Genomic DNA, 26,496 nt, shown 5'->3' with positions numbered 1-26,496 from the left:
ACGGCACCCACGGCAGCAGGGGAAGGACGGCGGGATGAGGATCGGTAGCATCGCGAGGGCCGCCGGACCGCGGCCGTACCTCGTGCGGGCCGTGCTCACGGCGCTCCCCGTCGTCAGTCTCGGTCTGCTGTGTCCCGTGCCGTCCCTGGTGATGGCGTTGCGCGGACGCGGCGGCGCCGGCTGGTGGCCCTTCCTGGCGTTCAGCGCGGTCCTCACTGCCTGGTGCACCGATCTGGCGCTGACCCCGGAGGACACCCACGGTGCGTTGTTCGCGGCCGACCTGCTGCTGATCCTGCTGTCCACCGCGGGCGCCTCGGTGCACGCGTGGACGGCGTGGCCACGGCGGTCCGGCCGCCCCTGAGCCGGGGGACGGACGGCGAGAACCGGTGACGGCGCAAGGCAAGGAAGCGGGTAGGACGTGGCCAAGCAGGTCAGACAGGTGACGCAGGGGCGTCCGGCGAAGGCGGCGGCGCCGTCGGCGGGTGGGCGGCTCGCCGTCGTGGGACGGGCCGCCGTCGCGTGGCTGCGCGCCCTGAGCGGGCGCGCCATCGCCCTCACGGCGGGCGCGGTGGCCGTCGTCGGCGCGCTGGTGGTGACCGGGGTCCTGCTCTCCCGGCACGACGACCGTCCGCCGGTCCCCGACACCCGCGCCCGGCACTACACCGAGACCGACGCCTGTCTGCTCACCGGTGAGAACGGCATCACCACGGGCGCCGCCGCCGACGTCTGGCGAGGCATGCAGGACGCCTCCCTCACGACCCACGCCCGCGTCAGCTACGCCCAGGTGACCGGCGAGCAGAGCACCGGCAACGCGCGTCCGTTCCTCAACGGGATGCTCCAGCGCTCCTGCGATGTCGTCCTGGCCGTCGGCAAGCCCGAGGTCACGGCGGCGGCCCAGAGCGCGTCCGGGTACGGCAAGGTCGGATTCGTGCTGGTCGGGGGCGCTCACGCGGGCGCGAACGTCACCACGGTCGGGACCGGTGACGGGTTGCGGCACGACGTGGCCGCGGCCGTCGAGCGGGCGGTGAACGGCCGGGTCTGACGGGTCGGACCCCGGTTCGGGCCGGACGGGGACGGGCCGGGTCCGAACGGCCGGCGCCGACGGAGGCGAAGGGCTGCGCCCAGGGGCCGTCCCGAGGAGCAGTACCCGAATCACCCGGGAATCGTTGGTCGAATGGGTTGGCCGGAGCCCGGCCGCTGCCTACCATCGATCACCGCAAGACTTTGTGCACCGCCGCACAAGCTCCCCTTGGAGGTCTCCTTGCACCGCCGCCGTCGCACCGCGCTCGTCCTCACCGCCGCGATCGCCGCCGCGGCACCCGCACTCACCGCCTGCGGAAACGACGCGCACCCGGGCGCGGCGGCCGTCGTCGGAGGGCAGCGGATCACCGTCTCCCAGCTGGAGAGCCGGGTCGGCGAGGTCCGCGAGGCCCAGCGGGCCGCGGTGTCGGACGAGACCCAGTACCAGCAGGTGGTCGCCTCCACCGGCGGCCTCACCCGCGACACCCTGCACAACATGGTCCTGGACCGGGTGCTGCACCGGGCCGCGCGGGAGGAGGGCATCACGGTGACCCGCAAGGAGATCCAGGGCATGCGCACCGACCTGGAGAAGCAGGCCGGCGGCACCAAGGGCCTGGAGACGGCCTGGCTCCAGAAGTACGGGATCGCGCCCGCCCGCCTCGACGAGAACCTGCGGCTGCAACTGGAGGCGCAGAAGCTCGCGGCCAAGCTCGGCACCGACACCAGCCAGCCGCCCTTCTGGAAGGCCCTGTCGAAGGCGTCCGCCGAACTCCACGTCGACCTCAACCCGCGCTACGGCTCCTGGGACGTGCAGAAGAGCAGCCGGGTGGATGCAAAGACGCCATGGGTGCGGGAGGTCACGACGGCGACGGCGGGGCAGCCGATCACCACCTAGCCACCGGACGGGCGAGTCACCGGACGGGCGGGGCATACGATCACACGATCCAGCGCCCCTGTGGATAACCAAATCCGCTCGTCGTCGCCGTGGGCTACGTTCGGAGCGTGAACGCATCCAGCCCCGAATCCACCGCCCCCGGCCCCGCGGGTCACGAGTCCGCCGCCGGCCGCGTCGTCCTGCTCACCACTAGCCACCGCGTCGCCCCCGGCCTGCTGTCCTGGCCCGCCTGGCAGGCCCTGCGGTCGGCCGACACCGTGCTGTGCGCGGACGGAGCGCATCCGCAGCTGCCGTATCTGCGGGAGGCCGGGATAGCGGTGGAGCACACGGCACCCACGGCGCGGGAGCTGGTGGACGCCTGCGCCGGCGGGCGCACGGTGGTCGTGGTGGCGACGGGCGACGGCGAGCCCGCGCTCACCGACGGCCTGGCCCGGCTGGCCGGCTCCGGCCGGGTCGCCATGCCCGAGCTGGAGCTGCTGCCCGCTTCCTACGACCTGCCGGGCGCCCGCCTCCTTGACCTCGTCCAGGTGATGGACCGCATCCGCGCCGAGTGCCCGTGGTCCTCCCGGCAGACCCACGAGGGCCTGGCCAAGTACGGCATCGAGGAGGCGTACGAACTGGTCGAGGCGATCGAGGCCGGCGACCGCGAGGAACTGCGCGAGGAGCTGGGCGACGTCCTCCTCCAGGTCGTCTTCCACTCCCGGATCGCCGAGGAGCACCCGGACACACCGTTCTCCGTGGACGACGTGGCCGCCGGCATCGTCGCCAAGCTCATCCACCGTCATCCGCACGTGTTCGGCGACGAGACGGCCGAGACCCCGGAAGACGTCAAGGCGCACTGGCTGCGCACCAAGGCGGAGGAGAAGCGGCGCACCTCGGTCACCGAGGGCATCCCCGTCGGCCAGCCCGGTCTCGCCCTCGCCGCCAAGCTCGCCTCCCGCGCCCGCACGGCCGGCCTGGCCGTGCCCCTGCCCCAGGGCGACGGCATCGGCTACGAACTCCTCGCCCTGGCCGTCCGCGCCGAGGCGGCCGGCGTGGACCCGGAAGCGGCCCTGCGGGCGGCGGCCCGGGCCTACCGGGACGCGATAAAGGCCACGGAGGGCACGGGCCCGGCACGAGGGGAGGAGTGACCACCAGGGAAGGCGCGGCCATCAGGACCATCAGGAGAGGAGCGATCACCAGGAGAGGAGTGACAAGGAGGCACACCGCGTCCGACCCGGGCGCCCGCTCCCCCCGAGCCCCCACCCGGATACCGCCGAGCCCCCACCCGGATACCGTCGTGAGGTGACCGACCAGCCCCACACCCCGCAGCCGCAGCACCCGCAGCCCCCCGCCACCACCCCCGCACCCGACCTCTTCACCTGGGAGTTCGCGGCCGACCCGTACCCCGCCTACGCCTGGCTGCGCGAGCACGCGCCCGTGCACCGGACGAGGTTGCCCAGCGGGGTGGAGGCCTGGCTGGTCACGCGGTACGGCGATGCCAGGCAGGCGCTGGCCGACCAGCGGCTGAGCAAGAACCCGGCGCATCACGACGAGCCGGCGCACGCCAAGGGCAAGACCGGTATCCCGGGGGAGCGCAAGGCGGAGCTGATGACGCATCTGCTGAACATCGACCCGCCGGACCACACCCGGCTGCGCCGCCTGGTCAGCAAGGCGTTCACGCCCCGCCGGGTCGCCGAGTTCGCGCCCCGGGTGCAGGAACTGACCGATCACCTCATCGACGGTTTCGCGGAGCGGGGCTCGGCCGACCTCATCCACGAGTTCGCCTTCCCGCTGCCCATCTACGCCATCTGCGACCTGCTCGGCGTCCCGCGCGAGGACCAGGACGACTTCCGGGACTGGGCGGGCATGATGATCCGGCACGGGGGCGGGCCCCGGGGCGGGGTCGCCCGGTCGGTGAAGAAGATGCGCGGCTATCTCGCCGAGCTGATCCACCGCAAGCGCGCGGCGCTGCCCGCCGAGCCCGTGCCCGGCGAGGACCTGATCTCCGCGCTCATCCGCGCCTCGGACCACGGTGAGCACCTCACCGAGAACGAGGCGGCGGCGATGGCCTTCATCCTGCTGTTCGCCGGCTTCGAGACGACGGTCAACCTCATCGGCAACGGCACCTACGCGCTGCTCACCCACCCCGAGCAGCGCGGCCGGCTCCAGGAGTCCCTGGCCCGCGGGGAGCGGGACCTGCTGGCGACCGGCGTGGAGGAACTGCTCCGCTTCGACGGGCCGGTGGAGCTGGCGACCTGGCGGTTCGCCACCGAGCCGCTCACCATCGGCGGGCAGGCCATCGCCGCCGGCGACCCGGTGCTGGTCGTGCTCGCCGCGGCCAACCGGGACCCGGAGCGGTTCGCCGACCCCGATGCGCTGGACCTCGCCCGCCGGGACAACCAGCACCTCGGTTACGGCCACGGCATCCACTACTGCCTGGGCGCCCCGCTCGCCCGGCTGGAGGGCCAGACCGCGCTCGCCACCCTCCTGGGCCGCCTGCCCGACCTGCGGCTCGGCGTGGATCCGGAGGAACTTCGCTGGCGCGGCGGGCTGATCATGCGCGGGCTGCGGACGCTGCCCGTGACGTTCACCGCGGAGCCGGCCGGGGGCGGTGCAGGGGGTACGGCAGAGCGCGGGACAGAAGGCGGGGCAAGGGGTGGGGAACAGCCGTAGAACGGTCAATAGGACCGGCGTTCAACTCTGTGATCTTCACGTGATCTCTGCGGCATGAACTTGTGACAAGTGATCGTATGCCGATACGTTCACCCATCAACGCGCGGCGGGCACCATGCGCCGCGCCGGTCCCCGCTGTCGCACGAAAGGCTCCCGCATGCTCTCCGGGAACGGTCGTCACCGTCGCCCCCGTCAGGCTCCGGCACTCCTCGTCGCGGCCGGAGTGACCGGCTCCGCCATCGCCATCCCGCTGCTCGGCGCGGCGAGCGCCAACGCCGCCGACGGCACGACCTGGGACAAGGTCGCCGAGTGCGAGAGCGGTGGGTCGTGGAGCGCCAACAGCGGCAACGGCTACTACGGCGGCCTCCAGATCTCGCAGGAGGACTGGAACAAGTACGGCGGTGACCAGTACGCCGCCAGCGCCGACCAGGCCAGCCGTTCGCAGCAGATAGCCGTCGCCGAGAAGATGCTCGCCGACCAGGGCACCACCCCCTGGGCCACGTGTGCCGTGCTGTCCGGCCTCAGCTCCAACTCCGGTTCCGTGGACGTGGACACGGGCGTCGGCTCCGGCGACACCGACGGTTCGACCGACTCATCCGGTTCAACCGACTCGGCCGGTTCACCCGACTCATCCGACTCGTCCGGTACGCCGGAATCTTCGACCCCCTCCGACTCCGGGTCCGCTTCCGGCAAGGGGTCCGGCTCGGACTCCGAGACGGACAAGCCCGCCGGCTCCACCGAGACGTCCGGGTCCGGGCACGGCAAGCAGGACGAGAAGCACTCCGGCTCCAAGGGTGCCGAAACCCCCGAGTCCGACAAGTCCACCACCCCGGACACAGGTGACACGGAAGGGAGCGACAGCACGCCCACCACCACGCCAGGGCTCGACGAGTCGGACAATCCCACCCAGAGCGTCGGTTCCTGGAGCCTGGTCGACACCGGCGACCTCAGCAGCGGTGGCCGTCACCGGGGCGGGAGTGCCGACGAAAGCGTGACAAACGGTCAGAAGGAGAACTCTTCCGGGCGTCACGCCTCCCCTGCGTCGGAGGGTTACACCGTCCACGCGGGCGACACGCTCTGCTCCATCGCCGACTCCCTTGACGTCGACGGCGGGTGGCGTGCGCTGTACGCCGACAACAAGAAGGCGATCGGGTCCGACCCGAATCACATCAGTGCCGGTCAGACCCTGAAAGTCAGTGGCGAAACGGGCGCGGAATAGGCCGAGTTGACGCCCCACTTGATCACTGATGTCCGGTTTGGTGAAAGTGTGGGATGAGTCTCAGAAGCCCTGATCGTCTTTGAAATTCCGTCGATCGCGTGTCTACCGTCGTGATCGCTCGTCACCACGAGCCCCGGCAGCCGCAACGCCGAATCCTGCCAGCGGCCGCCCGGGAACAGTCGTCGCGTCAAGCGCCGAAGGCAGGAGCGGGGGACCCAAGGTAAGTGCCGTAGCCGGGCAGTCGAGCCGGCGGCGGCTTGGGGTGGAGCCGCACCTCGCGCAAGCGGGAGTGCGGCCGGGCAACTCAACCGGCCCGAACCCGACAGCTCACCTCGCAGGCGTCGGTGAGGGGATCGATCCATGCTGTTTTCCGGCAAGGGCAAGCACCGTCGTCCGTCCAAGGCCGTCCGCGCCGTCGCGCTGGCCGGTGTCACCGGCGCCGCCGTCGCCGCCCCGCTGATGGCGGCCGGCAACGCCTCCGCCGCCACCACCTCCCAGTGGGACGCCGTCGCCCAGTGCGAGTCCGGCGGCAACTGGTCCATCAACACCGGCAACGGCTACTACGGCGGCGTGCAGTTCTCCGCCTCCACCTGGGCCGCGTACGGCGGCACCGCCTATGCCTCCACCGCCGACAAGGCCTCCAAGGCGCAGCAGATCGCCGTCGCCGAGAAGGTCCTCGCCGCGCAGGGCAAGGGCGCCTGGCCGGTCTGCGGCACGGGCCTGTCGAGCACCCCTAACGACAGCTCCGCGCCGAGCACCTCGTCCGGCAGCACCTCCTCGGACAGCACCGCCTCGAAGAGCACCGCGCCGAGCACGACCACCCGCTCCGGTGACGACCAAGCCGCCTCCCGCTCCGCCGAGCGCCCGGCCGCGTCCACGAGCAAGACCGTCACCACCCCGACCGGCAAGAAGGTCAAGAAGGGCGACGGCGAGTACAAGGTGGCCGCCGGCGACACCCTCAGCACCATCGCCCAGAAGCACCACGTCCAGGGCGGTTGGGCGAAGCTGTTCGACCTGAACAAGGACATCGTCGAGGACGCCGACCTCATCTACCCGGGCCAGCAGCTGCACCTGAAGTAGTCCGCGGCCGCCACCCGGCCCCCGCGCCCTCACCCCCCGGAGTCCACCCCCAAGGCCTCGTGAGGGCCGCCCCCGTCCCCACGGGCTCCCCGCCCCGGCGCGTGTTCCCCCGTACGCGCCGGGGCGGGGTTTTTCACGCCCCGCGACCGTTTTTCAGGAGCCAGTGTCCGGACCCCCTTTGTTCCGGCGGTGAACAATGGGTACCGTCTGCATGTCCCCTCCCGTCCACGGGACGGTCGGTCGGTGGCCGGCGCCCCGGGGACGGTTAGGCTCTAGTCGCAAGGCACAGCCGTAAGGCACACAGCCCCGCACTTCCAGCGTCACATCCAAGAAGGAGATGCTCGTGCCGTCCATCGACGTCGTCGTAGCCCGGGAAATCCTGGACTCCCGAGGCAACCCCACGGTCGAGGTCGAGGTCGGCCTCGACGACGGCAGCACGGGTCGTGCCGCCGTCCCGTCCGGCGCCTCCACCGGTGCCTTCGAGGCCATCGAGCTGCGCGACGGTGACCCCAACCGCTACCAGGGCAAGGGCGTCGAGAAGGCCGTCCTCGCCGTCATCGAGCAGATCGGCCCGGAGCTGGTCGGCTACGACGCCACCGAGCAGCGCCTGATCGACCAGGCCATGTTCGACCTGGACGCCACCGACAACAAGGGCTCGCTCGGCGCCAACGCCATCCTCGGCGTCTCCCTGGCCGTCGCGCACGCCGCCTCCGAGGCCAGCGACCTCCCCCTCTTCCGCTACCTGGGCGGCCCCAACGCGCACCTGCTGCCGGTGCCGATGATGAACATCCTCAACGGCGGCTCGCACGCGGACTCCAACGTGGACATCCAGGAGTTCATGATCGCTCCGATCGGCGCGGAGTCCTTCTCCGAGGCGCTGCGCTGGGGTGCCGAGGTCTACCACACGCTGAAGAAGGTCCTGAAGAGCAAGGGCCTGGCCACCGGCCTCGGCGACGAGGGCGGCTTCGCCCCGAACCTCGGCTCCAACCGCGAGGCCCTGGACCTGATCCTGGAAGCGATCAAGGAAGCCGGCTACGCCCCCGGCCAGCAGATCGCCCTCGCGCTCGACGTCGCCGCCTCCGAGTTCTACAAGGACGGCACGTACCTCTTCGAGGGCAAGGAGCGCTCCGCCGCCGAAATGACGGAGTACTACGAGGAGCTGGTCGCGGCCTACCCGCTGGTCTCCATCGAGGACCCGCTGTTCGAGGACGACTGGGACGGCTGGAAGGTCCTCACCGACCGCCTCGGCGACAGGGTGCAGATCGTCGGCGACGACCTGTTCGTCACCAACCCCGAGCGCCTCGCCCGCGGCATCGAGGAGGGCAGCGCCAACGCCCTGCTGGTCAAGGTGAACCAGATCGGTTCGCTGACCGAGACCCTGGACGCCGTCGAGCTGGCCCAGCGCAACGGCTTCAAGTGCATGATGTCCCACCGCTCCGGCGAGACCGAGGACGTCACCATCGCCGACCTGGCCGTCGCCACCAACTGCGGCCAGATCAAGACCGGCGCCCCGGCCCGCTCCGAGCGCGTCGCCAAGTACAACCAGCTGCTGCGCATCGAGGAGATCCTCGACGACGCGGCGGTCTACGCGGGCCGTTCGGCCTTCCCGCGCTTCAAGGGCTAGCCGACGAGGAGCATGCCCCAGCCATAGTTATCGGGGCATGCCGTAGCCAGTCGTACGTACGTCCCCGTACCCGGTCCCGTACCGTGTGCGGGGACGTACGCACGTGTGATGGGGAGGCGGAGATGGCCGTGAAGGACCGGGACCGGTTCTCCACCGCGACCAGGCTCAGGCTGCTCGGCGAGCAGACGGCGGCCCGGGTCTACCGGTCCCAGACCAAACGGCAGGCCCGCCGCTCCCGGCTCACCGGGCGCGCGGCGCTGCTCGCGCTGGTGCTGTGCTCGATGGTCGTCGCGCTCGCGTATCCGATGCGCCAGTACGTCTCCCAGCGCGCCCAGATCGCCGACCTCCAGCGGGAGCAGCAGCAGGCCCGGCAGCGGGTGGAGCAGCTGCGCGACCTCAAGGCGCGCTGGCAGGACGACTCCTACGCCGAGCAGCAGATCCGGCGCCGGCTGCACTACGTGCTGCCGGGCGAGACCGGGTACGTGGTCGTCGACCCCGGCGCCGCCAAGCAGTCCCGCGCCGACCTCCGGGCCGCCCACCGGCCCTGGTACGCGAACGTCTGGGACGGCGTCGACAAGTCCGACGCCTCCGACCAGTGACCGGCCCCGCGCCGGCGACACGACAGAAAGCCACGCTGAAAGCAGTCATGGAAACCCCTCCGCCGCCCACCGTCCGCACCGAGCCCACCGACGCGGACGTCGAGGCCTTCAAGCAGCAGCTCGGCCGCCCGCCGCGGGGCCTTCGGGCCATCGCGCACCGCTGCCCCTGCGGCCAGCCGGACGTCGTGGAGACGGCGCCCCGGCTGCCCGACGGCACCCCCTTCCCGACGCTGTACTACCTGACGTGCCCGAAGGCGTCCTCCGCCATCGGCACGCTGGAGGCGGGCGGGGTGATGAAGGAGATGACCGAGCGGCTGGGGCGGGACCCGGAGCTGGCCGCCGCGTACCGGGCCGCGCACGAGGACTACCTCCGGCGCCGGGACGAGATCGAGGAGCTGAAGGACTTCCCGAGCGCGGGCGGCATGCCGGACCGGGTGAAGTGCCTGCACGTCCTGGTGGCCCACTCGCTGGCCGCCGGACCGGGCGTGAACCCGCTCGGCGACGAGGCCCTCGCGATGCTGCCGGAGTGGTGGCGCAAGGGCGCCTGCGTGATCCTCCCCGGGGAGGACGAGCAGTGACCCGGGTCGCCGCCGTCGACTGCGGTACCAACTCCATCCGGCTGCTGGTCGCGGACGCCGATCCGGCGACCGGTGAACTGACCGACCTGGACCGGCGGATGACGATCGTGCGGCTCGGCCAGGGCGTCGACCGCACCGGCCGGCTCGCCCCCGAGGCGCTGGAGCGCACCTTCGCCGCGTGCCGCGAGTACGCGGACGCCATCGAGCGGCACGGCGCCGAGAAGCTCCGCTTCGTCGCCACCTCCGCCTCCCGCGACGCCGAGAACCGCGACGACTTCGTGCGGGGCGTCGTGGACATCCTCGGCGTGGAGCCGGAGGTCATCACCGGCGACCAGGAGGCGGAGTTCTCCTTCACCGGCGCCACCAAGGAGCTGACCGGCCGCTCCGGCCTCGCCCGGCCCTACCTGGTCGTGGACATCGGCGGCGGCTCCACCGAGTTCGTCGTGGGCGACGACCACGTCCGCGCGGCGCGCTCGGTGGACGTCGGCTGCGTACGGATGACCGAACGGCACCTGGCGCACGACGGCGAGGTGAGCGACCCGCCCACCGCGGAGCAGATCGCCGCCCTGCGCGCCGACATCGAGGCCGCCCTCGACCTGGCCGAGCGGACGGTCCCGCTGCGCGAGGCGCGCACCCTGGTCGGCCTGGCCGGCTCGGTGACCACGATCTCGGCCATCGCCCAGGACCTGCCGGAGTACGACTCGACGCGCATCCACCACTCCCGCGTCTCCGCGGCCCGCGTCCGCGAGATCACCGAGCGGCTGCTGCGCTCCACCCACCCCGAGCGCGCCGCGATCCCGTCCCTGCACCCGGGCCGGGTCGACGTGATCGGCGCGGGCGCCCTCGTCCTCCTCGCCATCATGGAGCGCACCGGCGCCCGGGAGGTCGTGGTGAGCGAACACGACATCCTCGACGGCATCGCGTGGTCGGTGGCCTGACCGGCTACAGGTTGCGGTACACGTCCCGCCGGTCGCCTGCCTTGACGACGAGGATGACCAGTTCACCCTCGTTGATCTGGTAGGCGATCCGGTAGTTCCCGACCCTGAGCCGGTAGAGCCCGGACGGGCCGGCGAGCTTCTTGTCATCGGCGCCCTCGCGGTACGGGTCGTCACCGAGGCCGGTCAGCGCGGTCAGGACGCGCATGGCGTCGGGTCGGCTGACGGCCCGGAGCTGACGCTGCGCCGCTGTGGTGAACCGGAAGGCGTACTTCACGCCGCATCGCCGTTCCGCTCGGTGAACAGGTCCGCCAGCAGCTCCGCCATCGTCACCGTGGGGCCGCCCTCGGCCAGCACGGCTTCGGCTTCGCGCGCCAGCATGACGTCGGCCGCTTCCTCCAGTGCCTCGAAGTCCGCGATCGGGACTACGGCTGCCACCGGAGAACCGTTACGAGTGATCACGGTCGGCACGCCTTCCTCGGCTCGGTTGATGTGGTCGGCGAGGTGCGCGCGTGCTTCCCGTACGGTCACGGTGTTCTCCGTCATGTGACCGGTGTACGCATGATCGTGTACACGGGCCCGCCCTGGTGTGTGACGCTTTTTGTTACCCGCAGGTAGCCTCCGCTGAGCAGGTCGGATAACGTCTGAGCGGGGGCGAGGGGCCCTTCCGGGGCCCTCGGTGACGGCCCCTCGGGAAAGTTCGTGAAGTTCTTCACAAGGAATTCCGTCCCGTGGGAGCCGTAAACAGGGCCGGTTGGCCCTTCCGGGGGTGCCGGAACCGTTTGAACATGTTCAGATGGGGGGTGTGAAGCGGGCCCGAGAGAGGGCCCCGCGTCGGTGTCCGGGTGTCGCGACGGAGGGTGCGTTCGAGGAGACGAGCAGCTCACACGCCCTTGACAACGGGTCGAACCACCCCATGGTTCCGATGACCGGCCATGATCTGCGTCACGCGGGCCGCGGAGTTTAGCACAGGGCCCCTCGGACCTTGTGAAGGGGCGCACGAGCAGCCCCCCTGAGGCAGGTGGATACTCGATGGCATGAGCACCACGGAGCGTCCCAGGATCCTCGTAGTAGGCGGTGGGTACGTAGGCCTGTACGCAGCTCGGCGCATCCTCAAGAAGATGCGCTACGGCGAGGCGACCGTCACGGTCGTCGACCCCCGGTCGTACATGACCTACCAGCCCTTCCTCCCCGAAGCCGCCGCCGGCAGCATCTCCCCTCGGCACGTCGTCGTCCCGCTGCGACGCGTGCTCCCGAAGGCGGAGGTCCTCACCGGCCGGGTCACCACCATCGACCAGGACCGCAAGGTCGCCACGATCGCCCCGCTGGTGGGCGAGGCGTACGAGCTGCCGTTCGACTACCTGGTCATCGCGATGGGCGCGGTCTCCCGCACCTTCCCGATCCCCGGCCTCGCCGAGCAGGGCATCGGCATGAAGGGCATCGAGGAGTCCATCGGCCTGCGCAACCACGTCCTGGAGCAGCTGGACAAGGCCGACTCCACGACCGACGAGGAGATCCGCCGCAAGGCGCTCACCTTCGTCTTCATCGGCGGTGGCTTCGCGGGCGCGGAGACCATCGGCGAGGTCGAGGACATGGCCCGGGACGCGGCCAAGTACTACAAGAACGTGTCCCGCGAGGACATGCGGTTCGTCCTCGTCGACGCCGCCGACAAGATCCTCCCCGAGGTCGGCCCCAAGCTCGGCCAGTACGGCAAGGAGCACTTGGAGAGCCGCGGCGTGGAGATCTACCTCTCCACCTCGATGGACTCCTGCGTCGGCGGCCACGTCGTGCTGAAGAACGGCCTTGAGGTCGACTCCAACACGATCGTCTGGACGGCCGGCGTCAAGCCGAACCCGGCCCTCGCCCGCTTCGGCCTGCCCCTCGGCCCGCGCGGCCACGTCGACTGCGAGCCGACGCTCCAGGTCAAGGGCACGGACTACATCTGGGCCGCCGGTGACAACGCCCAGGTCCCGGACCTCGTCGGCCGCAAGGCGGGCAACGAGAACGCCTGGTGCCCGCCGAACGCCCAGCACGCGCTGCGCCAGGCCCGGATCCTCGGCGACAACGTCATCTCCGGTATGCGGGGCTTCCCGCAGAAGGACTACGAGCACGCCAACAAGGGCGCGGTCGCCGGCCTCGGCCTGCACAAGGGCGTGGCGATGATCGTCATGGGCAAGATGAAGATCAAGCTCAAGGGCCGCCTCGCCTGGTACATGCACCGCGGCTACCACGGTCTGGCCATGCCGACCTGGAACCGCAAGATCCGCGTCTTCGCCGACTGGACGCTCGCCGTGTTCCTCAAGCGCGAGGTCGTCTCCCTCGGCGCCATGGAGAACCCCCGCGAGGAGTTCTTCGAGGCCGCCAAGCCCGCGCCGGTCGCCGCCGCGAGCAAGACCGAGGAGAAGGCCAAGGCCTCCTGACCCCAGGTCACCCGAGTACCGCCCGAAGGGGCCGTCCGCCATCCGTGGTGCGGGCGGCCCCTTCGGCGTGCCGGCGCACCGCCAAAGTACGTGTGGGATACAGCTTTTTGCCCAGTCGTGACCCCGTTGCGGGACTGTGCCGGGAGCCGCACGGTGTTTACGTGGTCATCGGACATCCGGGATCTCGTCTTGGAGGTGTGCGTCATGGCCGACGCCGCGTCGCGGCTGAGGAGTCTTGCCGAGCAGGTGCTGGGAACGCCGCTGCCCGTGCGGGTGCGGGCGTGGGACGGGTCCGAGGCCGGACCGCCGGACGCCCCGGCACTCGTGTTCCACAACCGCCGCGCCCTGCGCCGCCTGCTGTTCAAGCCGGGCGAACTCGGCCTGGCCCGCGCCTGGGTCTCCGGTGACCTGGACATCGACGGCGACCTGTACACCGCGCTGGAGGCGGTGGCCGGCCTGGTGTGGGAGCGCGGGGACGACGCCCGCACCCTGGCCCAGGCGGTGCGCGATCCCGCCGTCCGGGCCGCCGCCCGCGACCTGCTGAAGCTGGCCGGACCGCCGCTGCCGCCCGCACCGCCGCGCGAGGAGATCCGCAGACCCCGCCGGCGCCTGCACACCCGGCGCACCGACAGACGCGCCGTCAGCCACCACTACGACGTCGGCAACGACTTCTACGAGATCGTCCTCGGCCCCTCCATGGTGTACTCCTGCGCCTACTGGGAGGACGGCGGCACCCTGGAGTCCGCCCAGCGCGACAAGCTCGGACTCGTCTGCGCCAAGCTGGGCCTGAAGGAGGGTCAGCGGCTGCTGGACGTCGGCTGCGGCTGGGGTTCCATGGCCATCCACGCGGCCCGCGAGCACGGCGTGCGCGTCGTCGGGGTCACCCTCTCCCAGGAACAGGCCGCCCACGCCCGTAAGCGCGTCGCCGACGAGGGCCTGACCGACCGGGTGGAGATCCGCGTCCAGGACTACCGGGACGTGGTGGACGGCCCCTTCGACGCCGTCTCCTCGATCGGCATGGCCGAACACGTCGGCGCCGCCCGCTACCTGGAGTACGCGAGCCGGCTGTACGCCCTGCTGAAGCCCGGCGGCCGGCTCCTCAACCACCAGATCGCCCGGCGCCCCGAGCGGGACGAGACGGCGTACGAGGTGGACCGGTTCATCGACTCCTACGTCTTCCCGGACGGCGAACTCGCCCCCCTCGGCACCACCGTCACCCAGCTGGAGCGGGCCGGCTTCGAGGTCCGGGACGTGGAGGCCCTGCGCGAGCACTACGCCCGCACCCTGCGCCGCTGGGTCGTCAACCTGGAGGCGGACTGGGACCGCGCGGTCCGGCTCGCCGGCTTCGGCCGGGCCCGGGTCTGGCGGCTGTACATGGCCGCCTCCGCGCTCGCCTTCGAACGCAATCGCATCGGCGTCAACCAGGTCCTCGCCGTCCGCACCCCCGAGTCCGGCGCCTCCGGCCTTCCGCCGCGCCCCCGTACCTGGCACGGCTGAGCGAGGCGCGGTACGACGACGCCGGGACCCCGTGCCGCCACGGAGCCCCGGCGTCGTCGTACGACCGCGCGCTACTCGGCCTTGATGGCCGCCAGCATGTTCAGCCGGGCCGCGCGCCGGGCCGGCCACAGCGCCGCCAGGACGCCGACCACCCCGGCGAGCAGCAGGAAGACCGCCATCCGGCCCCAGGGCAGGACCAGTTCGTAGGTCGGCATCTTCGTGCCGAGCAGCTCACCGGCCGCCCAGCCGAAGAACACGCCCAGACCGATGCCGAGCACGCCGCCGAACAGGGAGATCACCAGGGACTCCAGGCGCACCATGCGCTTGACCGCCTTGCGGTCCAGGCCGATGGCGCGCAGCATGCCGATCTCCTGGGCGCGTTCGAAGACCGACATCGCCAGGGTGTTGATGACGCCGAGCACCGCGACGAGCACCGCCATGCCGAGCAGGCCGTAGACCATGTTCAGGATCAGGGTGAACATCTTCGCGATGTCGTCGGAGATGTCCTGCCGGTCCTGGATCTTGATCGCCGGGTTGGTGCCGAGCGTCTTCGCCAGCCGGTCCTTGACCGCGTCGGAGGCGCCGCCGGCCGTCTTGACCATGACCTGCCTGTCGGTCGGGTCGGACACGTGCGGGTTCAGCACCTTGTTGTCGAGCATGATCCCGCTGATCAGGTCGTTGCCCTCGTAGATCCCGGCGACCGTCAGCTTCCGGGCCTTGCCGTCCTCGAAGTGCGCGGTGAACTCCGAGCCGGGCTGCCAGCCGTACTCCTTCGCCCGGTCCTCGTCCACGACGACCCGCGAGCCGCCGACCGTGAAGGAGCCCTTGGCCATCTTCAGGTCCGTCAGCTTGCCGATGGCCGCGCCGTCGACGCCGGTCAGATAGTCGCTCTTGCCGTCGATGCGGGACTCGGCGTTGCGCAGCGGGCTGCTCAGGGTGACGTCGTCGTCGGCGGCGATCTTCTTCGCCACCTCGGGGGAGAGCGGACCGCGGTTGGCCATGGAGACGACGTAGTCGGCGCGGATCGCGGCACTGGCCATCTTGTCGATGGACGTCTGGAGGCTGCCCGCCACCACGGTCATGCCGGTGATCAGGGTGAGGCCGATCATCAGCGCGGACGCGGTGGCCGCGGTACGGCGCGGGTTGCGCACCGAGTTCTGCCGGGCCAGCTTGCCCGAGACCCCGAACACGCGCAGGAGCGGAGCGGCGGCGGCGATCAGCGGGCGGGACAGCAGCGGGGTCAGGATGAACACGCCGATGATGAGCAGGGCGGCGCCGAGGCCCATCGCGCCCTGGCCGGAGTCGGCGTTCATGGTCGTACCGGCGAGGACCACCGCGACACCGGCCGCGGAGAACAGCGCGCCCAGCGTGTTGCGCAGCACCAGCGACTTGGTGGTCGCCTTGGCGTGCACGCTGCTCATCGCCGCCACCGGCGGGATCTTCGCGGCCCGGCGGCCGGGCAGCCAGGCGGCGAGCACGGTGATGAGGGTGCCGACCGCCAGGGCGGTCACCACCGTGCCGGGGCTGACCACCAGCGGCCCGTCGGGCATGCTCGCGCCGAAGGAGCCGAGCAGCGAGCGCAGGCCCGCGCCGATGCCGATGCCGGCCGCCAGACCGGTCACACCGGCGACCGCGCCGACCGCGAACGCCTCGATCAGCACCGAGCGGGTGACCTGGCGGCGGGAGGCGCCCACCGCGCGCATCAGGGCCAGTTCCCGGGTGCGCTGGGCGACCAGCATGGTGAAGGTGTTGGCGATGATGAACGTGCCGACGAACAGGGCGATGCCGGCGAAGGTCAGCAGCAGTTGCTTCATGCCGCTCATCGAGGCCGCGATCGACGTGGCCTGGTCGTCGGCGAGCCGCTGACCGGTGGTGGTCTCCACCAGAGAGGACGGCAGCGCCTTGTCGACCGCGGCCTTGAGCGCCGACTGGCTGGTTCCGGCCGCCGCCTGGACGTCGATCTCGTCGTAGGTGCCCTTCTTGTCGAACAGGGCCTGCGCGGTCGGGGTGTCGAACAGGGCGAGGCTGCCGCCCGCGGCGACGTTGCCGTCGTCGGTGGTGAAGATGCCGACGACCTTCGGGGTCAGGACGGGACCGTCGACGGACAGCCGTACGGTGTCGCCGACCCGGTAGCCGGCGCGCTCGGCCGTCTTCGCGTCGAGCAGCACCTCGCCCTTGCCGTGCGGGGCGTGCCCGGAGACCAGCGGGTAGCGGGCGTCCCTGGTGCCCCAGTAGTTGCCGCCGCTGGACTGCCAGTCGCCGCCGGCCAGCTTGCCGTCCTTGTCGGCGACGGCGGTGAAGCCGCTGACGACACCGGTGGCGGAGGCGGCGCCGGGCACCTTGGCGGCCTTGGCGAGCAGCGCCGGGGTCAGCTCGGCGTACTTGCCGACCTTGTTGCCCTCGGCGTCCTGGTACGCGGCCGTGACGGCGACGTCGACGTGGTCGAAGCCCTTGGCCGAACTCTTCTGGTAGGCGTCGGAGATGGTGTTGGTGAAGACCAGCGTCCCGGAGACGAAGGCGACGCCGAGCATGACGGCGAGCACGGTCATCAGGAGCCGGGCCTTGTGCGCGAGGACGTTGCGCAGGGCGGTGCGGAACATCAGCTGGTCCGGCCCTTCGCGTCGAACTGCTTCATCAGGTCGAGGACGGAGTCGGCCGTGGGGGCGAGTATCTCGTCCACGATCCGCCCGTCGGCGAGGAAGACGACGCGGTCGGCGTAGGCGGCGGCGACCGGGTCGTGGGTCACCATGACGACGGTCTGGCCCAGTTCGCGCACCGAGTTGCGCAGGAAGCCGAGGACCTCGGCGCCGGAGCGCGAGTCGAGGTTTCCGGTCGGCTCGTCACCGAAGATGATCTCGGGCTGGGAGGCGAGGGCGCGGGCGACGGCCACGCGCTGCTGCTGACCGCCGGAGAGCTGGGCGGGCCGGTGGCTGAGCCGCCCGGACAGGCCCAGCATCTCGATCACGCGATCCAGCCACGCCTTGTCCGGCTTCCGCCCGGCGATGTCCATCGGCAGGGTGATGTTCTCCAGCGCGGTCAGGGTGGGGAGCAGGTTGAAGGCCTGGAAGATGAAGCCGATCTTGTCCCGGCGCAACTTGGTGAGCTGCTTGTCCTTCAGGGCGCCCAGCTCGGTGTCGCCGATGCGCGCGGAGCCCGAGGAGAAGGTGTCCAGTCCGGCCACGCAGTGCATCAGCGTGGACTTGCCGGAGCCGGAGGGGCCCATGATCGCGGTGAACTCGGCCTGCCGGAAGTCGACGGAGACCCGGTCCAGGGCGACCACCCGGGTCTCACCCTGCCCGTAGATCTTCGACAGCTCCGTGGCGCGAGCGGCCACGGCGGTGGTCCGGCCGGCGGTGGGTGTGGTGGTCACGGGGGCGTGCTCCTGTCGGGACGACATCGGTTCGTGGGGACCGCTCCATCGTCTCTGCCGGGAGAGCGCGGCGAGTCAGTCGCAGCTCTCGTTCCCGGGGGCGACTCCGGTCGGACGGAGTGGGTCCGTGTCATACCTGGGGAGGACAGGCGCCCCTGACGCCGGACGTGGTCAGAACAGGTGGGATGACCTCGTTCAGTAGGTGAAATTCCGTCATTCCCCGTACGGCCACGGTTGCGCCGGGTCACGCTACTGGCAAGTGCGGATGGCCTGTTCCATGGGCTGATGCACCCTCAGACGCCAATAAAATAAGACAACATCGGTCCGCCCGACACCTGTTCGGGGGATGCCTCCCGATAGGCTCGGATCACTCGCAGCGGAGCCCATGGCCTGCCCGGATGGTGGAATGCAGACACGGCGAGCTTAAACCTCGCTGCCCCTTCGCGGGCGTGCCGGTTCAAGTCCGGCTCCGGGCACTTCCCACGCCTGCCGTCTTCCGGGCAGGGTCCCGGGAAGCGCCCCCCGGTCAGCCGAAAGGTTTCCCCGCCTTCCTCGGCCGCTCCGACGGCCACATCACCCCTCGTGCCCGCTTCCGCCGGACCTGACACCGTTGTGCTGCGGATTCGTCACGGAGTCGGCTCCGGCATGGTCGGGAATCAGCCGTCGGGCTAGCGTGTTGATCAGCACGGTGCGGGGAAGATCCTCCCCAGGCATGAGAGACGTTCTTTTGCCAATCCATTACTCTTGAGCCAAGGCCGCGCAGGGTGGCCATGGAGGAGTGAAATGAGGAGCAGCAACCCGGTCTTCTCGCGACGGGGGTTCAGCCGCGACAACGGCTACGCCGGCTTCGGCACCGCGCCGCAGGCCGGGTCCGCCCAGGGCAACCCCTACGCGCAGAACCCCTACGCCCAGAACCCGTACGCCCAGCAGGGCGTGCAGGCGGGCGCCCCGCCGCAGACACCGGTCACCACCGACCGGATGACCATGGACGACGTCGTCACGCGTTCGGCCCTCACGCTCGGCACGGTCGCCGTCGGCGCCGTCCTCGCGTGGGCGCTGCTGCCGGTGTCGACGACGAGCTACGGACTGGCGATCGGCTCCGCGCTGATCGCGTTCGTGCTGGCCATGGTGCAGAGCTTCAAGCGCACCCCGTCGCCCGCCCTGATCCTCGGGTACGCCGCCTTCGAGGGCGTCTTCCTCGGTGTTCTCAGCGAGATGTACAACAGCCGCTGGAGCGGCGCCCCCTTCCAGGCGGTGCTCGGCACCATGGCGGTCTCCGGCGCCACCCTGCTGGTCTACAAGGCCGGCTGGATCCGCGTCACCGCCCGCTACGCCCGCATCGGCCTCACCATCGCGATGGCGTTCGTCGCCGTCATGGTGGTCAACCTGTTGCTGGTCGCCTTCGGTGTCGCCGAGGACGGCGGCCTGCGCAGCTTCGGCCCGCTCGGCGCGCTGGTCGGCATCATCGCCATCCTGCTCGGCGCGTTCTTCCTGACCCTCGACTTCAAGCAGATCGAGGATGGCATCGCCTACGGCGCGCCGCGCAACGAGTCCTGGCTCGCCGCGTTCGGCCTCACCATGACCCTGGTGTGGATCTACGTGGAGATGCTGCGGCTGGTCGCGATCTTCAGCAGTAACGACTAGCGTCCGCAGCAGTAGCGACCAGTGTCCGCACCGGTCGTCAGACAGGGCCCCGGGTGAGCGACCCGGGGCCCTGCCGCGTACTGCGCACCGCGCCGCGTCCGGCGTCCAGGACGCGCGGTCAGAGCAGCTTGCGTGCCGCCCGCCGCAGGTCGTACTCGTGCACGAGCGCCTTCGCGTGGCCGTACGCGAGGTCGTACTCGTGGCGGAGCCAGCTGACCTTCTCCTCGAAGCGGAAGAGAGCCGGGCCTTCGTCGACGGTGCGCAGCCAGTCGGCGACCTCACGACCGGTGCACTGGGGGATGCGGGCGAGCATGTTGCGATGGGTCTCGGCGGAGAAGACTTGGGACATCGGCGCCTCCGAACGCAAAGGGGATGTGAGCCGGTCCTTCACGTCACCGTGCCTGAGCGTTCGCGTATTGGCAACAGTGCGGCACGTTACGCTCGGCGCGTGGTGGATACGACTCCCTTGACCCAAGCAGTGGATCACTTCGCCGACCGGCTGCGGGCGGCCCCGCAGAGCCGGCTCCAGCGCGGCGCGGCGGCCGAGGCACTGGCCCTGGCCCGGGAGTTCGCCCGGTGGACGCAGGGCGTCGAGGAGCCGGGGAGCGAGCCCCGGGAGATGCCCGAGGCGGGGATGTTCGCGGCGGCCGACCAAATCCTGGTCGCGGCGCACGACTTGGCGCTGGTGCTGGACAGCGAGGACCAGGTGGCCGAGGCGGTGCGCCGGGTGGAGGAGGCCCGGCAGCGCGCCGGCGTGTGAGGCGGGGGCGGGCTGCGGCTACAGCGAGGCGATGACGCGGTCGGCCAGGATGTAGACCGTGTCCTCGCCGCAGGCGAAGGTGAGGGTGTAGGCGCCGGAGACGCCCGAGCCGCCGAGCAGGTAGGGCGTCTCGCCCGTCTCCAGGGCCGCCGCGAGCCGCTCGGCCGTCTCCCGGTGACCCGGCGTCATGCACAGCGTGGTGCCGTCGGCGAAGACGTAGACGTCGAGGGTGCCGAGCGGGCCCGGGCGGACGTCGGAGAGCCGGACCTGCCCGGCGGCCAGCTGCTCCAGGGTGGTCACCGTGCGCTCGTGGTCGTTGACGGCGGACGGCTGCGCCGGCACGAAGTCCGGGTGCGAGGGGTGCCGGCGGCGGGCCGCGGCCAGCTCCGGGGAGTCCCCGGCGAACTCGTCGGCGTCGGCACTCGGCTCGGACACCGGCTCCAGGCCCACGAAGTCGCTCTGCCGCGGCAGGAACAGCTCGGCGTCCGACAGCCCCAGCAGCGTCGGCGCGTCGGCGGTGTCACGGCTCTCCTGGGCGGCCCAGAAGGCGCGCGCCTCGGCCAGCTCCCGCTCCCGCTCCTCCGCCAGCGCCTCGGCGACGGCCGCGCGTATCCGCTCGGTGTCGGCTGTGCCGCGGGCGTGCGGCAGCAGGGCGCGCGCGGTGGCGGCGTCGTTCTCGGCGAGTTGGGTGTGCAGCTCCGCGATCTGCCGGCGCAGCTTGAGGACGGTGCGCAGGACGGCGACGCCCACGGCGCCCGTGGCGGCCGTGGTGAGCAGCAGGGCGATCGGCATGGCGCTCACTGACGTACTCCCGGTTCAAAGTCGACCCCCGACTTCCTACATCAGCTTGAAGGGCGGACTAACCATCTGTCAGTGCGTAACATCACGAAACGGACAGGACTTTGGTCGCGGGGTTCCGGGGGCGTGGGCGCTGACCTGGGCAGATGCCTCCCGCGAGGGAGATAGGTCACATCCTGGGGGAGATTCGATCACGGAAAGACCCGAAACCCCGGGGATGGCGGGGTTCCGGGTCTTTGTCCGACGCAAAGTGTCCGAAACGCTACGGACGGTGTGTCAGGCGGGCGCGGTCAGCTGAGGCGCTCGATGACCATGGCCATGCCCTGGCCGCCGCCGACGCACATGGTCTCCAGACCGAACTGCTTGTCGTGCCACTGGAGGGAGTTGATCAGCGTGCCGGTGATGCGGGCGCCGGTCATGCCGAAGGGGTGGCCGACGGCGATGGCGCCGCCGTTCACGTTCAGCTTGTCCAGGTCGATGCCGAGGTCGCGGTAGGAGGGGATCACCTGGGCGGCGAAGGCCTCGTTGATCTCGACCAGGTCGATGTCGTCGATGGTCAGGCCGGCGCGGCGCAGTGCCTGCTTGCTCGCCTCGACCGGGCCGAGGCCCATGATCTCGGGGGACAGGCCGGAGACGCCGGTGGAGACGATGCGGGCGAGCGGGGTCAGGCCCAGCTCGCGGGCCTTGGTGTCGCTCATGATGACGAGCGCGGCGGCGCCGTCGTTGAGGGGGCAGCAGTTGCCGGCGGTGACCAGGCCGTCGGGGCGGAAGACGGGCTTGAGGCCGGAGACGCCCTCCAGGGTGACGCCGGCGCGGGGGCCGTCGTCCTTGCTGACGACCGTGCCGTCGGGGAGGGTGACCGGGGTGATCTCGCGCTCCCAGAAGCCGTTCTTGATGGCCTGCTCGGCGAGGTTCTGCGAGCGGACGCCGAACTCGTCCATGTCCTGCCGGGTGACGCCCTTGAGGCGGGCCAGGTTCTCGGCGGTCTGGCCCATCGCGATGTAGGGGTCGGGGAGCAGGCCGTCCTCGCGCGGGTCGTGCCAGGTCGAGCCCTCGGAGCCGGCCACGGCGGCGGTGCGGGCCTCGGCCTCGGCGAACAGCGGGTTGTGGGTGTCGGGGAGGCCGTCGGAGCTGCCCTTGCCGAAGCGGGAGACGGTCTCGACACCGGCCGAGATGAAGACGTCGCCCTCGCCGGCCTTGATGGCGTGCAGGGCCATGCGGGAGGTCTGGAGGGAGGAGGAGCAGTACCGGGTGACGGTGCAGCCCGGCAGGTGGTCCATGCCCATCTGCACGGCGACGACACGGCCGAGGTTGTGTCCCTGCTCCCCGCCGGGCAGGCCGCAGCCGAGCATCAGGTCGTCGATGTCCCGCGGGTCCAGCTCGGGGACCTTGGCGAGGGCGGCCTGGATGATCGTGGCCGTCAGGTCGTCGGGGCGGAGGTCCTTCAGGGAGCCCTTGACGGCTCGGCCGATGGGGGAGCGGGCGGTCGAGACGATGACGGCTTCGGGCATCACGGGCTCCAGTGGACGGTTCTGCGGGCAGGGCCGGTTCGGAAGTTACCCGCACGTATGGTCCGGGTCACCGGTGTCGCGGTGTGACACTCACCGCAGTTGTCTAAGCGCTTGCTTGCCTCCAGGGGGGCGCCCGGCCACCCGGAGCGGCTGGCCGGGGGCGGTCACAGCGACCGTGGGGCCGGGGGGAGGGTCACAGGGACCGGGTGGCCGGCTCCGCCTCCGGCACCCGGCGCCGCCGCCGGCGCTTGAGGAGGGCCCAGGGGCCCCGGGGGCCGGCGGGCATGGCCGCCGCGACCTCGGTGCCGGCCTCCGAGGCCGCCTCGGCGGCCGCCCGGGCCACCGGCAGGAAGCCCTCGCGACGGGTCAGATCCGGGCGCTCCTCCTCCGCCGGCCACAGGCCGAGGGCCGCGCAGAGGGTGGGCAGGACGGCCATCGCCGCCGTGGCGTAGCCCTCCGCCGAGGGGTGGTAGTTGTCAGGACCGAACAGCTCGCGCGGGTTCGCCTCGAACTCCGGGCCCAGCAGGTCGCCCAGCGACACCGTGCGACCCCCCTGCTCCACCACCCCGATCGTCTGCGCCGCCGCCAGCTGCCGGGACGCCCGCCGGGCCAGCCAGCGCAGCGGCTGCCACACCGGCTCGATGGTGCCGAGATCCGGGCACGTGCCGACCACCACCTCCGCGCCGGCCGTCCGCAGCCGCCGTACCGCCGCCGACAGGTGCCGTACCGAGCGGGTCGGGGGCATCCGGTGGGTCACGTCGTTCGCGCCGATCATGATCACGCAGATGTCGGGGGCCGGGTCCGCCCCCGCCAGCACCCGCGCCACCTGGCGGTCCAGGTCGTCCGAGCGGGCACCGGGCAGCGCCACGTTCCGCAGCTCCACCGGCCGCTCCGCCACCGCCGCGAGCCCCGACGCCAGCAGCGCGCCCGGGGTCTGGCCCGCCCGGTGCACACCCTGCCCGGCGGCCGTGGAGTCGCCCAGGACGGTCAGCCGGAGCGGGTGCTCACCGGGGACGTCGTACGCGTGGCCGTACACCCCGTCGGCCCCCGGCACCCGGCCGCCCCCGCCGCCATTGCCCACCCGGCGGCGGGCCAGCCGCAGCTCCGCCAGCAGCAGCCCGACCGCGGCGGCCCCGACCAGTCCGGCCCCGCCACCGCCGTACGCCGCTCCGGCCGCGATGCGCCGGGCCACTCGCGCCCTCGACATGCTCGTCATGCGTCGCCGCCACCTCCTCGTAGCCGTACACCCACTCCTTGCCCCGTACGGACCGTGCGTCAATCTCGACGGGGAGTGAACGACCTTCCCCCGTCACCCGGGGGCCGTAGGCTGGCGGGACCACTACGACCACTGTTTTTTGCAAGCAACCGGAGACAACGGTGCGATTCCACGACTCGATGATCAGCCTCGTCGGCAACACCCCGCTGGTGAGGCTCAACAACGTGACCACGGGCATCCAGGCCACCGTCCTGGCCAAGGTGGAGTACTTCAACCCGGGCGGTTCCGTGAAGGACCGCATCGCCCTGCGCATGATCGAGGCCGCCGAGCAGAGCGGGGAGCTGAAGCCCGGCGGCACGATCGTCGAGCCGACCAGTGGGAACACCGGCGTCGGGCTGGCCATCGTGGCCCAGCAGAAGGGGTACAAGTGCATCTTCGTGTGCCCCGACAAGGTGAGCACCGACAAGATCAACGTGCTGCGCGCGTACGGCGCCGAGGTCGTCGTCTGCCCGACCGCCGTGGACCCCGAACACCCGGACTCGTACTACAACGTCTCCGACCGCCTCGTCCGTGAGACCCCGGGCGCGTGGAAGCCCGACCAGTACTCCAACCCCAACAACCCGCTCTCCCACTACCACTCCACCGGTCCCGAGCTGTGGGAGCAGACCGAGGGGAAGATCACCCACTTCGTGGCGGGCGTCGGCACCGGCGGCACCATCTCCGGCACCGGCCGCTATCTGAAGGACGCCTCCGACGGCGCCGTGAAGGTCATCGGCGCCGACCCCGAGGGCTCGGTCTACTCCGGCGGCTCCGGCCGGCCGTACCTGATCGAGGGCGTCGGCGAGGACTTCTGGCCGAGCGCCTACGACCGGACCGTGGCCGACGAGATCGTGCCCGTCTCCGACAAGGACGCCTTCCAGATGACCCGCCGCCTGGCCAAGGAGGAGGGCCTGCTGGTGGGCGGCTCCTGCGGCATGGCCGTCGTCGCCGCGCTGCGGGTCGCCGAGCGCCTCGGCCCCGACGACGTCGTGGTCGTGCTGCTGCCCGACAGCGGCCGCGGCTACCTCAGCAAGATCTTCAACGACGAGTGGATGGCCGACTACGGCTTCCTGGAGGACGAGGGCCCCAGCGCCCGCGTCGGCGACGTCCTCAGCCACAAGGCGGGCGGCTCCATCCCGTCCCTGGTGCACATGCACCCCGAGGAGACCGTCGGCCAGGCCATCGAGGTGCTGCGCGAGTACGGCGTCTCGCAGATGCCCGTCGTCAAGCCCGGCGCCGGCCACCCGGACGTGATGGCCGCCGAGGTCGTCGGCTCGGTCGTGGAACGCGAGCTGCTGGACGCGCTGTTCAGCCAGCGCGCCTCCCTGGAGGACCCGCTGGAGAAGCACATGTGCGCCCCGCTGCCCCAGGTCGGCTCCGGTGAGCCGGTGGCCGACCTGATGCAGGTGCTCGGCGCCGCGGACGCCGCGATCGTGCTGGTCGACGGCAAGCCGACCGGCGTCGTCAGCCGGCAGGACCTGCTGGCCTTCCTGGCCAAGGGCGGCAACCGCTAGCGAACGCCCGGTGAACCGCCCGTGACCTCGGCGAACACCCGGTGACCCCGGCCGATCGGGTCGCCGCGCAACTGGTACGAGGGTGTCACGTGCGCGCAGCACAGGCTTAACACGCGTCCGGCAGATTGGTGGGTGTCGGCAGGGCGGGAGCGGCTCCCCGCCAGGCCGGCGCCGAACGGCGTCAAGGACCTCCGGAGCGGCTCCCGGACCTCCCTGGACGCCACGGACGCGCAAGCCCGGCCCTGACCCGGCCCGCGTCCCTCGCGGGGACCGCCGTCGTCCCGCCCCCCGGCAACGGGGGTGCGGCGGTCCCCGCGCAACCCCCTCCTGCCGTGTCGCGTCAGTGGACGGAGAAACCGCCGTCCACGAACACCGACTGCCCGGTGACGTACGCCGACGCGGGGCCCGCCAGGAACACCGCCGCGCCCGCGAAGTCCTCCGCCAGCCCGTTGCGGCCCACCATGGTCCGCGCGGCCAGCGCCGCCACCCGCCCCGGGTCGGACGACAGGCGCGCGTTCAGCGGCGTCATCACGAACCCCGGCACCAGCGTGTTGCAGGTGACCCCGTGCCGCGACCACGCCTCGGCCTGCGAGCGGGCCAGCGACTCCAGCGCCCCCTTCGAGACGCCGTGCGCGCCGCTGCTCACGAACGCCCGGTGCGCCTGCTGGGAGGTGACGTGGATGATCCGGCCGTAGCCGCGCTCGGCCATCCCCGGCCCGAACCGCTGCCCCAGCAGGAACGGCGCCTCCAGGTTCACGGCCATGGTCGCGTCCCACACGTCCTCGCCCAGCTCGCCCAGCGGCGGACGGAGGTTGATCCCGGCGCAGTTGACGAGGATGTCCGGCTCCCCGAACACCCCGGCCGCCGCCTCGGCCACCGCGCGCACCCCGCCCCGGCTGCCCAGATCCCCGCTCACCCAGGCCGCTTCACACCCCGCGCCCCGCAACTCCTCCACCGTTTCGACAAGTCGCTCCTCTCCCCGGGCCACGACCACCACCCGCGCCCCCACCCGGGCGAGCGCCCCGGCGACGGCCCGGCCGATGCCGGAACTGCCGCCGGTGACGACGGCGACCCGGCCGTCCAGCGCGAACAACCCGGAGAGATAGGCACCTGAAGTCATGC

At 71.5% G+C, this 26,496-nt stretch carries 25 protein-coding genes, 1 tRNA gene and 1 riboswitch; of the genes, 17 read left to right on the top strand and 9 right to left on the bottom strand.

Annotation, left to right across the window (positions count from 1 at the left end; translation table 11 throughout):
• Positions 1-34 precede the first annotated feature (34 nt).
• The 11 genes from NX794_RS03020 to NX794_RS02970 all read left to right on the top strand — a co-directional run bounded on the left by NX794_RS03020 (position 35) and on the right by NX794_RS02970 (position 10,608).
• Entirely contained in the window at positions 35-361 is a 327-nt protein-coding gene (locus NX794_RS03020; RefSeq protein WP_258776515.1) for a hypothetical protein, read from the top strand.
• A gap of 57 nt (positions 362-418) precedes the next feature.
• Positions 419-1,042 carry a hypothetical protein gene (locus NX794_RS03015; protein ID WP_258776513.1) on the top strand — a complete coding sequence of 208 codons (624 nt, stop codon included), beginning with the start codon at positions 419-421 and terminating at the stop codon, positions 1,040-1,042.
• Between the two features lie 219 nt (positions 1,043-1,261).
• Entirely contained in the window at positions 1,262-1,915 is a 654-nt protein-coding gene (locus tag NX794_RS03010) for a SurA N-terminal domain-containing protein (protein WP_258776512.1), read from the top strand.
• A 107-nt stretch (positions 1,916-2,022) separates the two neighbouring features.
• Positions 2,023-3,045: a nucleoside triphosphate pyrophosphohydrolase gene (locus NX794_RS03005; RefSeq protein WP_258776511.1), complete on the top strand. Its 1,023-nt coding sequence runs from the start codon at positions 2,023-2,025 to the stop codon at positions 3,043-3,045.
• A gap of 154 nt (positions 3,046-3,199) precedes the next feature.
• Positions 3,200-4,570: a cytochrome P450 family protein gene (locus NX794_RS03000; RefSeq protein WP_258776510.1), complete on the top strand. Its 1,371-nt coding sequence runs from the start codon at positions 3,200-3,202 to the stop codon at positions 4,568-4,570.
• A gap of 157 nt (positions 4,571-4,727) precedes the next feature.
• On the top strand, positions 4,728-5,789 hold the full coding sequence (locus tag NX794_RS02995; RefSeq protein ID WP_258776509.1) for a LysM peptidoglycan-binding domain-containing protein: 1,062 nt from the start codon (positions 4,728-4,730) through the stop codon (positions 5,787-5,789).
• 182 nt (positions 5,790-5,971) lie between these two features.
• A riboswitch (cyclic di-AMP (ydaO/yuaA leader) is annotated at positions 5,972-6,145 on the top strand.
• Positions 6,146-6,149: 4 nt separating this feature from the next.
• Positions 6,150-6,869, top strand: coding sequence for a LysM peptidoglycan-binding domain-containing protein (locus tag NX794_RS02990; protein WP_258776508.1), 720 nt, complete (start codon positions 6,150-6,152; stop codon positions 6,867-6,869).
• A 343-nt stretch (positions 6,870-7,212) separates the two neighbouring features.
• A complete protein-coding gene (eno, locus tag NX794_RS02985; RefSeq protein ID WP_258776507.1) occupies positions 7,213-8,493 on the top strand; it encodes a phosphopyruvate hydratase in 1,281 nt (426 codons plus the stop codon).
• A 122-nt stretch (positions 8,494-8,615) separates the two neighbouring features.
• Positions 8,616-9,092 carry an FtsB family cell division protein gene (locus NX794_RS02980; protein WP_258776506.1) on the top strand — a complete coding sequence of 159 codons (477 nt, stop codon included), beginning with the start codon at positions 8,616-8,618 and terminating at the stop codon, positions 9,090-9,092.
• A 47-nt stretch (positions 9,093-9,139) separates the two neighbouring features.
• A complete protein-coding gene (locus NX794_RS02975; RefSeq protein ID WP_258776505.1) occupies positions 9,140-9,670 on the top strand; it encodes a DUF501 domain-containing protein in 531 nt (176 codons plus the stop codon).
• Positions 9,667-10,608, top strand: a complete 942-nt coding sequence (locus NX794_RS02970) for a Ppx/GppA phosphatase family protein (RefSeq protein ID WP_258776504.1) — start codon at positions 9,667-9,669, stop codon at positions 10,606-10,608. The genes NX794_RS02975 and NX794_RS02970 overlap by 4 nt, the downstream gene beginning before the upstream one ends.
• 4 nt (positions 10,609-10,612) lie before the next feature.
• On the opposite strand, the gene NX794_RS02965 is transcribed toward NX794_RS02970, so the two are convergent.
• Complete coding sequence (locus tag NX794_RS02965; protein WP_258776503.1) at positions 10,613-10,882, bottom strand: type II toxin-antitoxin system RelE family toxin; 270 nt, start codon at positions 10,880-10,882, stop codon at positions 10,613-10,615.
• A complete protein-coding gene (locus tag NX794_RS02960) occupies positions 10,879-11,151 on the bottom strand; it encodes a type II toxin-antitoxin system Phd/YefM family antitoxin (protein WP_258776501.1) in 273 nt (90 codons plus the stop codon). Before NX794_RS02960 ends, NX794_RS02965 begins: the two co-directional genes overlap by 4 nt.
• A gap of 491 nt (positions 11,152-11,642) precedes the next feature.
• On the opposite strand from NX794_RS02960, the gene NX794_RS02955 reads away from it, so the two are divergent.
• The gene (locus tag NX794_RS02955) at positions 11,643-13,025 is read left to right on the top strand and encodes an NAD(P)/FAD-dependent oxidoreductase (RefSeq protein WP_258776500.1); all 1,383 of its coding nucleotides are present in this window, start codon (positions 11,643-11,645) and stop codon (positions 13,023-13,025) included.
• Positions 13,026-13,229: 204 nt separating this feature from the next.
• Positions 13,230-14,522: a class I SAM-dependent methyltransferase gene (locus tag NX794_RS02950; RefSeq protein WP_258776498.1), complete on the top strand. Its 1,293-nt coding sequence runs from the start codon at positions 13,230-13,232 to the stop codon at positions 14,520-14,522.
• Between the two features lie 71 nt (positions 14,523-14,593).
• Here the strand turns inward: NX794_RS02950 and NX794_RS02945 are convergent, their stop codons facing one another.
• Together NX794_RS02945 and NX794_RS02940 are read right to left on the bottom strand one after the other, a co-directional pair.
• Complete coding sequence (locus NX794_RS02945) at positions 14,594-17,122, bottom strand: ABC transporter permease (RefSeq protein ID WP_258776497.1); 2,529 nt, start codon at positions 17,120-17,122, stop codon at positions 14,594-14,596.
• A complete protein-coding gene (locus tag NX794_RS02940) occupies positions 17,122-17,892 on the bottom strand; it encodes an ABC transporter ATP-binding protein (RefSeq protein WP_258776495.1) in 771 nt (256 codons plus the stop codon). The genes NX794_RS02945 and NX794_RS02940 overlap by 1 nt, the downstream gene beginning before the upstream one ends.
• 392 nt (positions 17,893-18,284) lie before the next feature.
• Between NX794_RS02940 and NX794_RS02935 the strand changes: the two genes are divergently transcribed.
• Positions 18,285-18,368: transfer RNA gene (locus NX794_RS02935), tRNA-Leu, on the top strand.
• 307 nt (positions 18,369-18,675) lie between these two features.
• Positions 18,676-19,536: a Bax inhibitor-1/YccA family protein gene (locus tag NX794_RS02930; RefSeq protein ID WP_258776489.1), complete on the top strand. Its 861-nt coding sequence runs from the start codon at positions 18,676-18,678 to the stop codon at positions 19,534-19,536.
• A gap of 118 nt (positions 19,537-19,654) precedes the next feature.
• On the opposite strand, the gene NX794_RS02925 is transcribed toward NX794_RS02930, so the two are convergent.
• A complete protein-coding gene (locus NX794_RS02925) occupies positions 19,655-19,885 on the bottom strand; it encodes a DUF4287 domain-containing protein (RefSeq protein ID WP_258776488.1) in 231 nt (76 codons plus the stop codon).
• A gap of 99 nt (positions 19,886-19,984) precedes the next feature.
• Between NX794_RS02925 and NX794_RS02920 the strand changes: the two genes are divergently transcribed.
• Positions 19,985-20,296, top strand: coding sequence for a hypothetical protein (locus tag NX794_RS02920; RefSeq protein WP_258776487.1), 312 nt, complete (start codon positions 19,985-19,987; stop codon positions 20,294-20,296).
• An 18-nt stretch (positions 20,297-20,314) separates the two neighbouring features.
• Here the strand turns inward: NX794_RS02920 and NX794_RS02915 are convergent, their stop codons facing one another.
• From NX794_RS02915 to NX794_RS02905, 3 genes are all read right to left on the bottom strand, one after another.
• Positions 20,315-21,097: a hypothetical protein gene (locus NX794_RS02915; protein ID WP_258776485.1), complete on the bottom strand. Its 783-nt coding sequence runs from the start codon at positions 21,095-21,097 to the stop codon at positions 20,315-20,317.
• A gap of 287 nt (positions 21,098-21,384) precedes the next feature.
• The gene (locus NX794_RS02910) at positions 21,385-22,605 is read right to left on the bottom strand and encodes an acetyl-CoA C-acetyltransferase (RefSeq protein WP_258776484.1); all 1,221 of its coding nucleotides are present in this window, start codon (positions 22,603-22,605) and stop codon (positions 21,385-21,387) included.
• 193 nt (positions 22,606-22,798) lie between these two features.
• Positions 22,799-23,821, bottom strand: coding sequence for an SGNH/GDSL hydrolase family protein (locus NX794_RS02905; RefSeq protein ID WP_258776482.1), 1,023 nt, complete (start codon positions 23,819-23,821; stop codon positions 22,799-22,801).
• A gap of 161 nt (positions 23,822-23,982) precedes the next feature.
• Between NX794_RS02905 and NX794_RS02900 the strand changes: the two genes are divergently transcribed.
• Positions 23,983-25,374 carry a cystathionine beta-synthase gene (locus NX794_RS02900; RefSeq protein ID WP_258776481.1) on the top strand — a complete coding sequence of 464 codons (1,392 nt, stop codon included), beginning with the start codon at positions 23,983-23,985 and terminating at the stop codon, positions 25,372-25,374.
• A 340-nt stretch (positions 25,375-25,714) separates the two neighbouring features.
• Here the strand turns inward: NX794_RS02900 and NX794_RS02895 are convergent, their stop codons facing one another.
• Positions 25,715-26,494, bottom strand: a complete 780-nt coding sequence (locus tag NX794_RS02895) for an SDR family NAD(P)-dependent oxidoreductase (RefSeq protein WP_258776480.1) — start codon at positions 26,492-26,494, stop codon at positions 25,715-25,717.
• Positions 26,495-26,496: the final 2 nt, after the last annotated feature.

Source organism: Streptomyces pyxinicus, assembly GCF_024753135.1.
Lineage (GTDB): Bacteria > Actinomycetota > Actinomycetes > Streptomycetales > Streptomycetaceae > Streptomyces > Streptomyces pyxinicus.
This window is presented reverse-complemented; position numbering and strand designations above follow the sequence as displayed.

Bases quoted from the DNA above. Each gene is read 5' to 3' on its own strand.
- NX794_RS02980 (WP_258776506.1), top strand. From the start codon at position 8,616: ATGGCCGTGAAGGACCGGGACCGGTTCTCCACCGCGACCAGGCTCAGG.
- NX794_RS02955 (WP_258776500.1), top strand. From the start codon at position 11,643: ATGAGCACCACGGAGCGTCCCAGGATCCTCGTAGTAGGCGGTGGGTAC.
- NX794_RS02990 (WP_258776508.1), top strand. From the start codon at position 6,150: ATGCTGTTTTCCGGCAAGGGCAAGCACCGTCGTCCGTCCAAGGCCGTC.
- NX794_RS03020 (WP_258776515.1), top strand. From the start codon at position 35: ATGAGGATCGGTAGCATCGCGAGGGCCGCCGGACCGCGGCCGTACCTC.
- NX794_RS02975 (WP_258776505.1), top strand. From the start codon at position 9,140: ATGGAAACCCCTCCGCCGCCCACCGTCCGCACCGAGCCCACCGACGCG.
- NX794_RS02910 (WP_258776484.1), bottom strand. From the start codon at position 22,605: ATGCCCGAAGCCGTCATCGTCTCGACCGCCCGCTCCCCCATCGGCCGA.
- NX794_RS02945 (WP_258776497.1), bottom strand. From the start codon at position 17,122: ATGTTCCGCACCGCCCTGCGCAACGTCCTCGCGCACAAGGCCCGGCTC.
- NX794_RS02960 (WP_258776501.1), bottom strand. From the start codon at position 11,151: ATGACGGAGAACACCGTGACCGTACGGGAAGCACGCGCGCACCTCGCC.
- NX794_RS02895 (WP_258776480.1), bottom strand. From the start codon at position 26,494: ATGACTTCAGGTGCCTATCTCTCCGGGTTGTTCGCGCTGGACGGCCGG.
- NX794_RS02950 (WP_258776498.1), top strand. From the start codon at position 13,230: ATGGCCGACGCCGCGTCGCGGCTGAGGAGTCTTGCCGAGCAGGTGCTG.
- NX794_RS02995 (WP_258776509.1), top strand. From the start codon at position 4,728: ATGCTCTCCGGGAACGGTCGTCACCGTCGCCCCCGTCAGGCTCCGGCA.
- NX794_RS02930 (WP_258776489.1), top strand. From the start codon at position 18,676: ATGAGGAGCAGCAACCCGGTCTTCTCGCGACGGGGGTTCAGCCGCGAC.
- NX794_RS02925 (WP_258776488.1), bottom strand. From the start codon at position 19,885: ATGTCCCAAGTCTTCTCCGCCGAGACCCATCGCAACATGCTCGCCCGC.
- NX794_RS02905 (WP_258776482.1), bottom strand. From the start codon at position 23,821: ATGACGAGCATGTCGAGGGCGCGAGTGGCCCGGCGCATCGCGGCCGGA.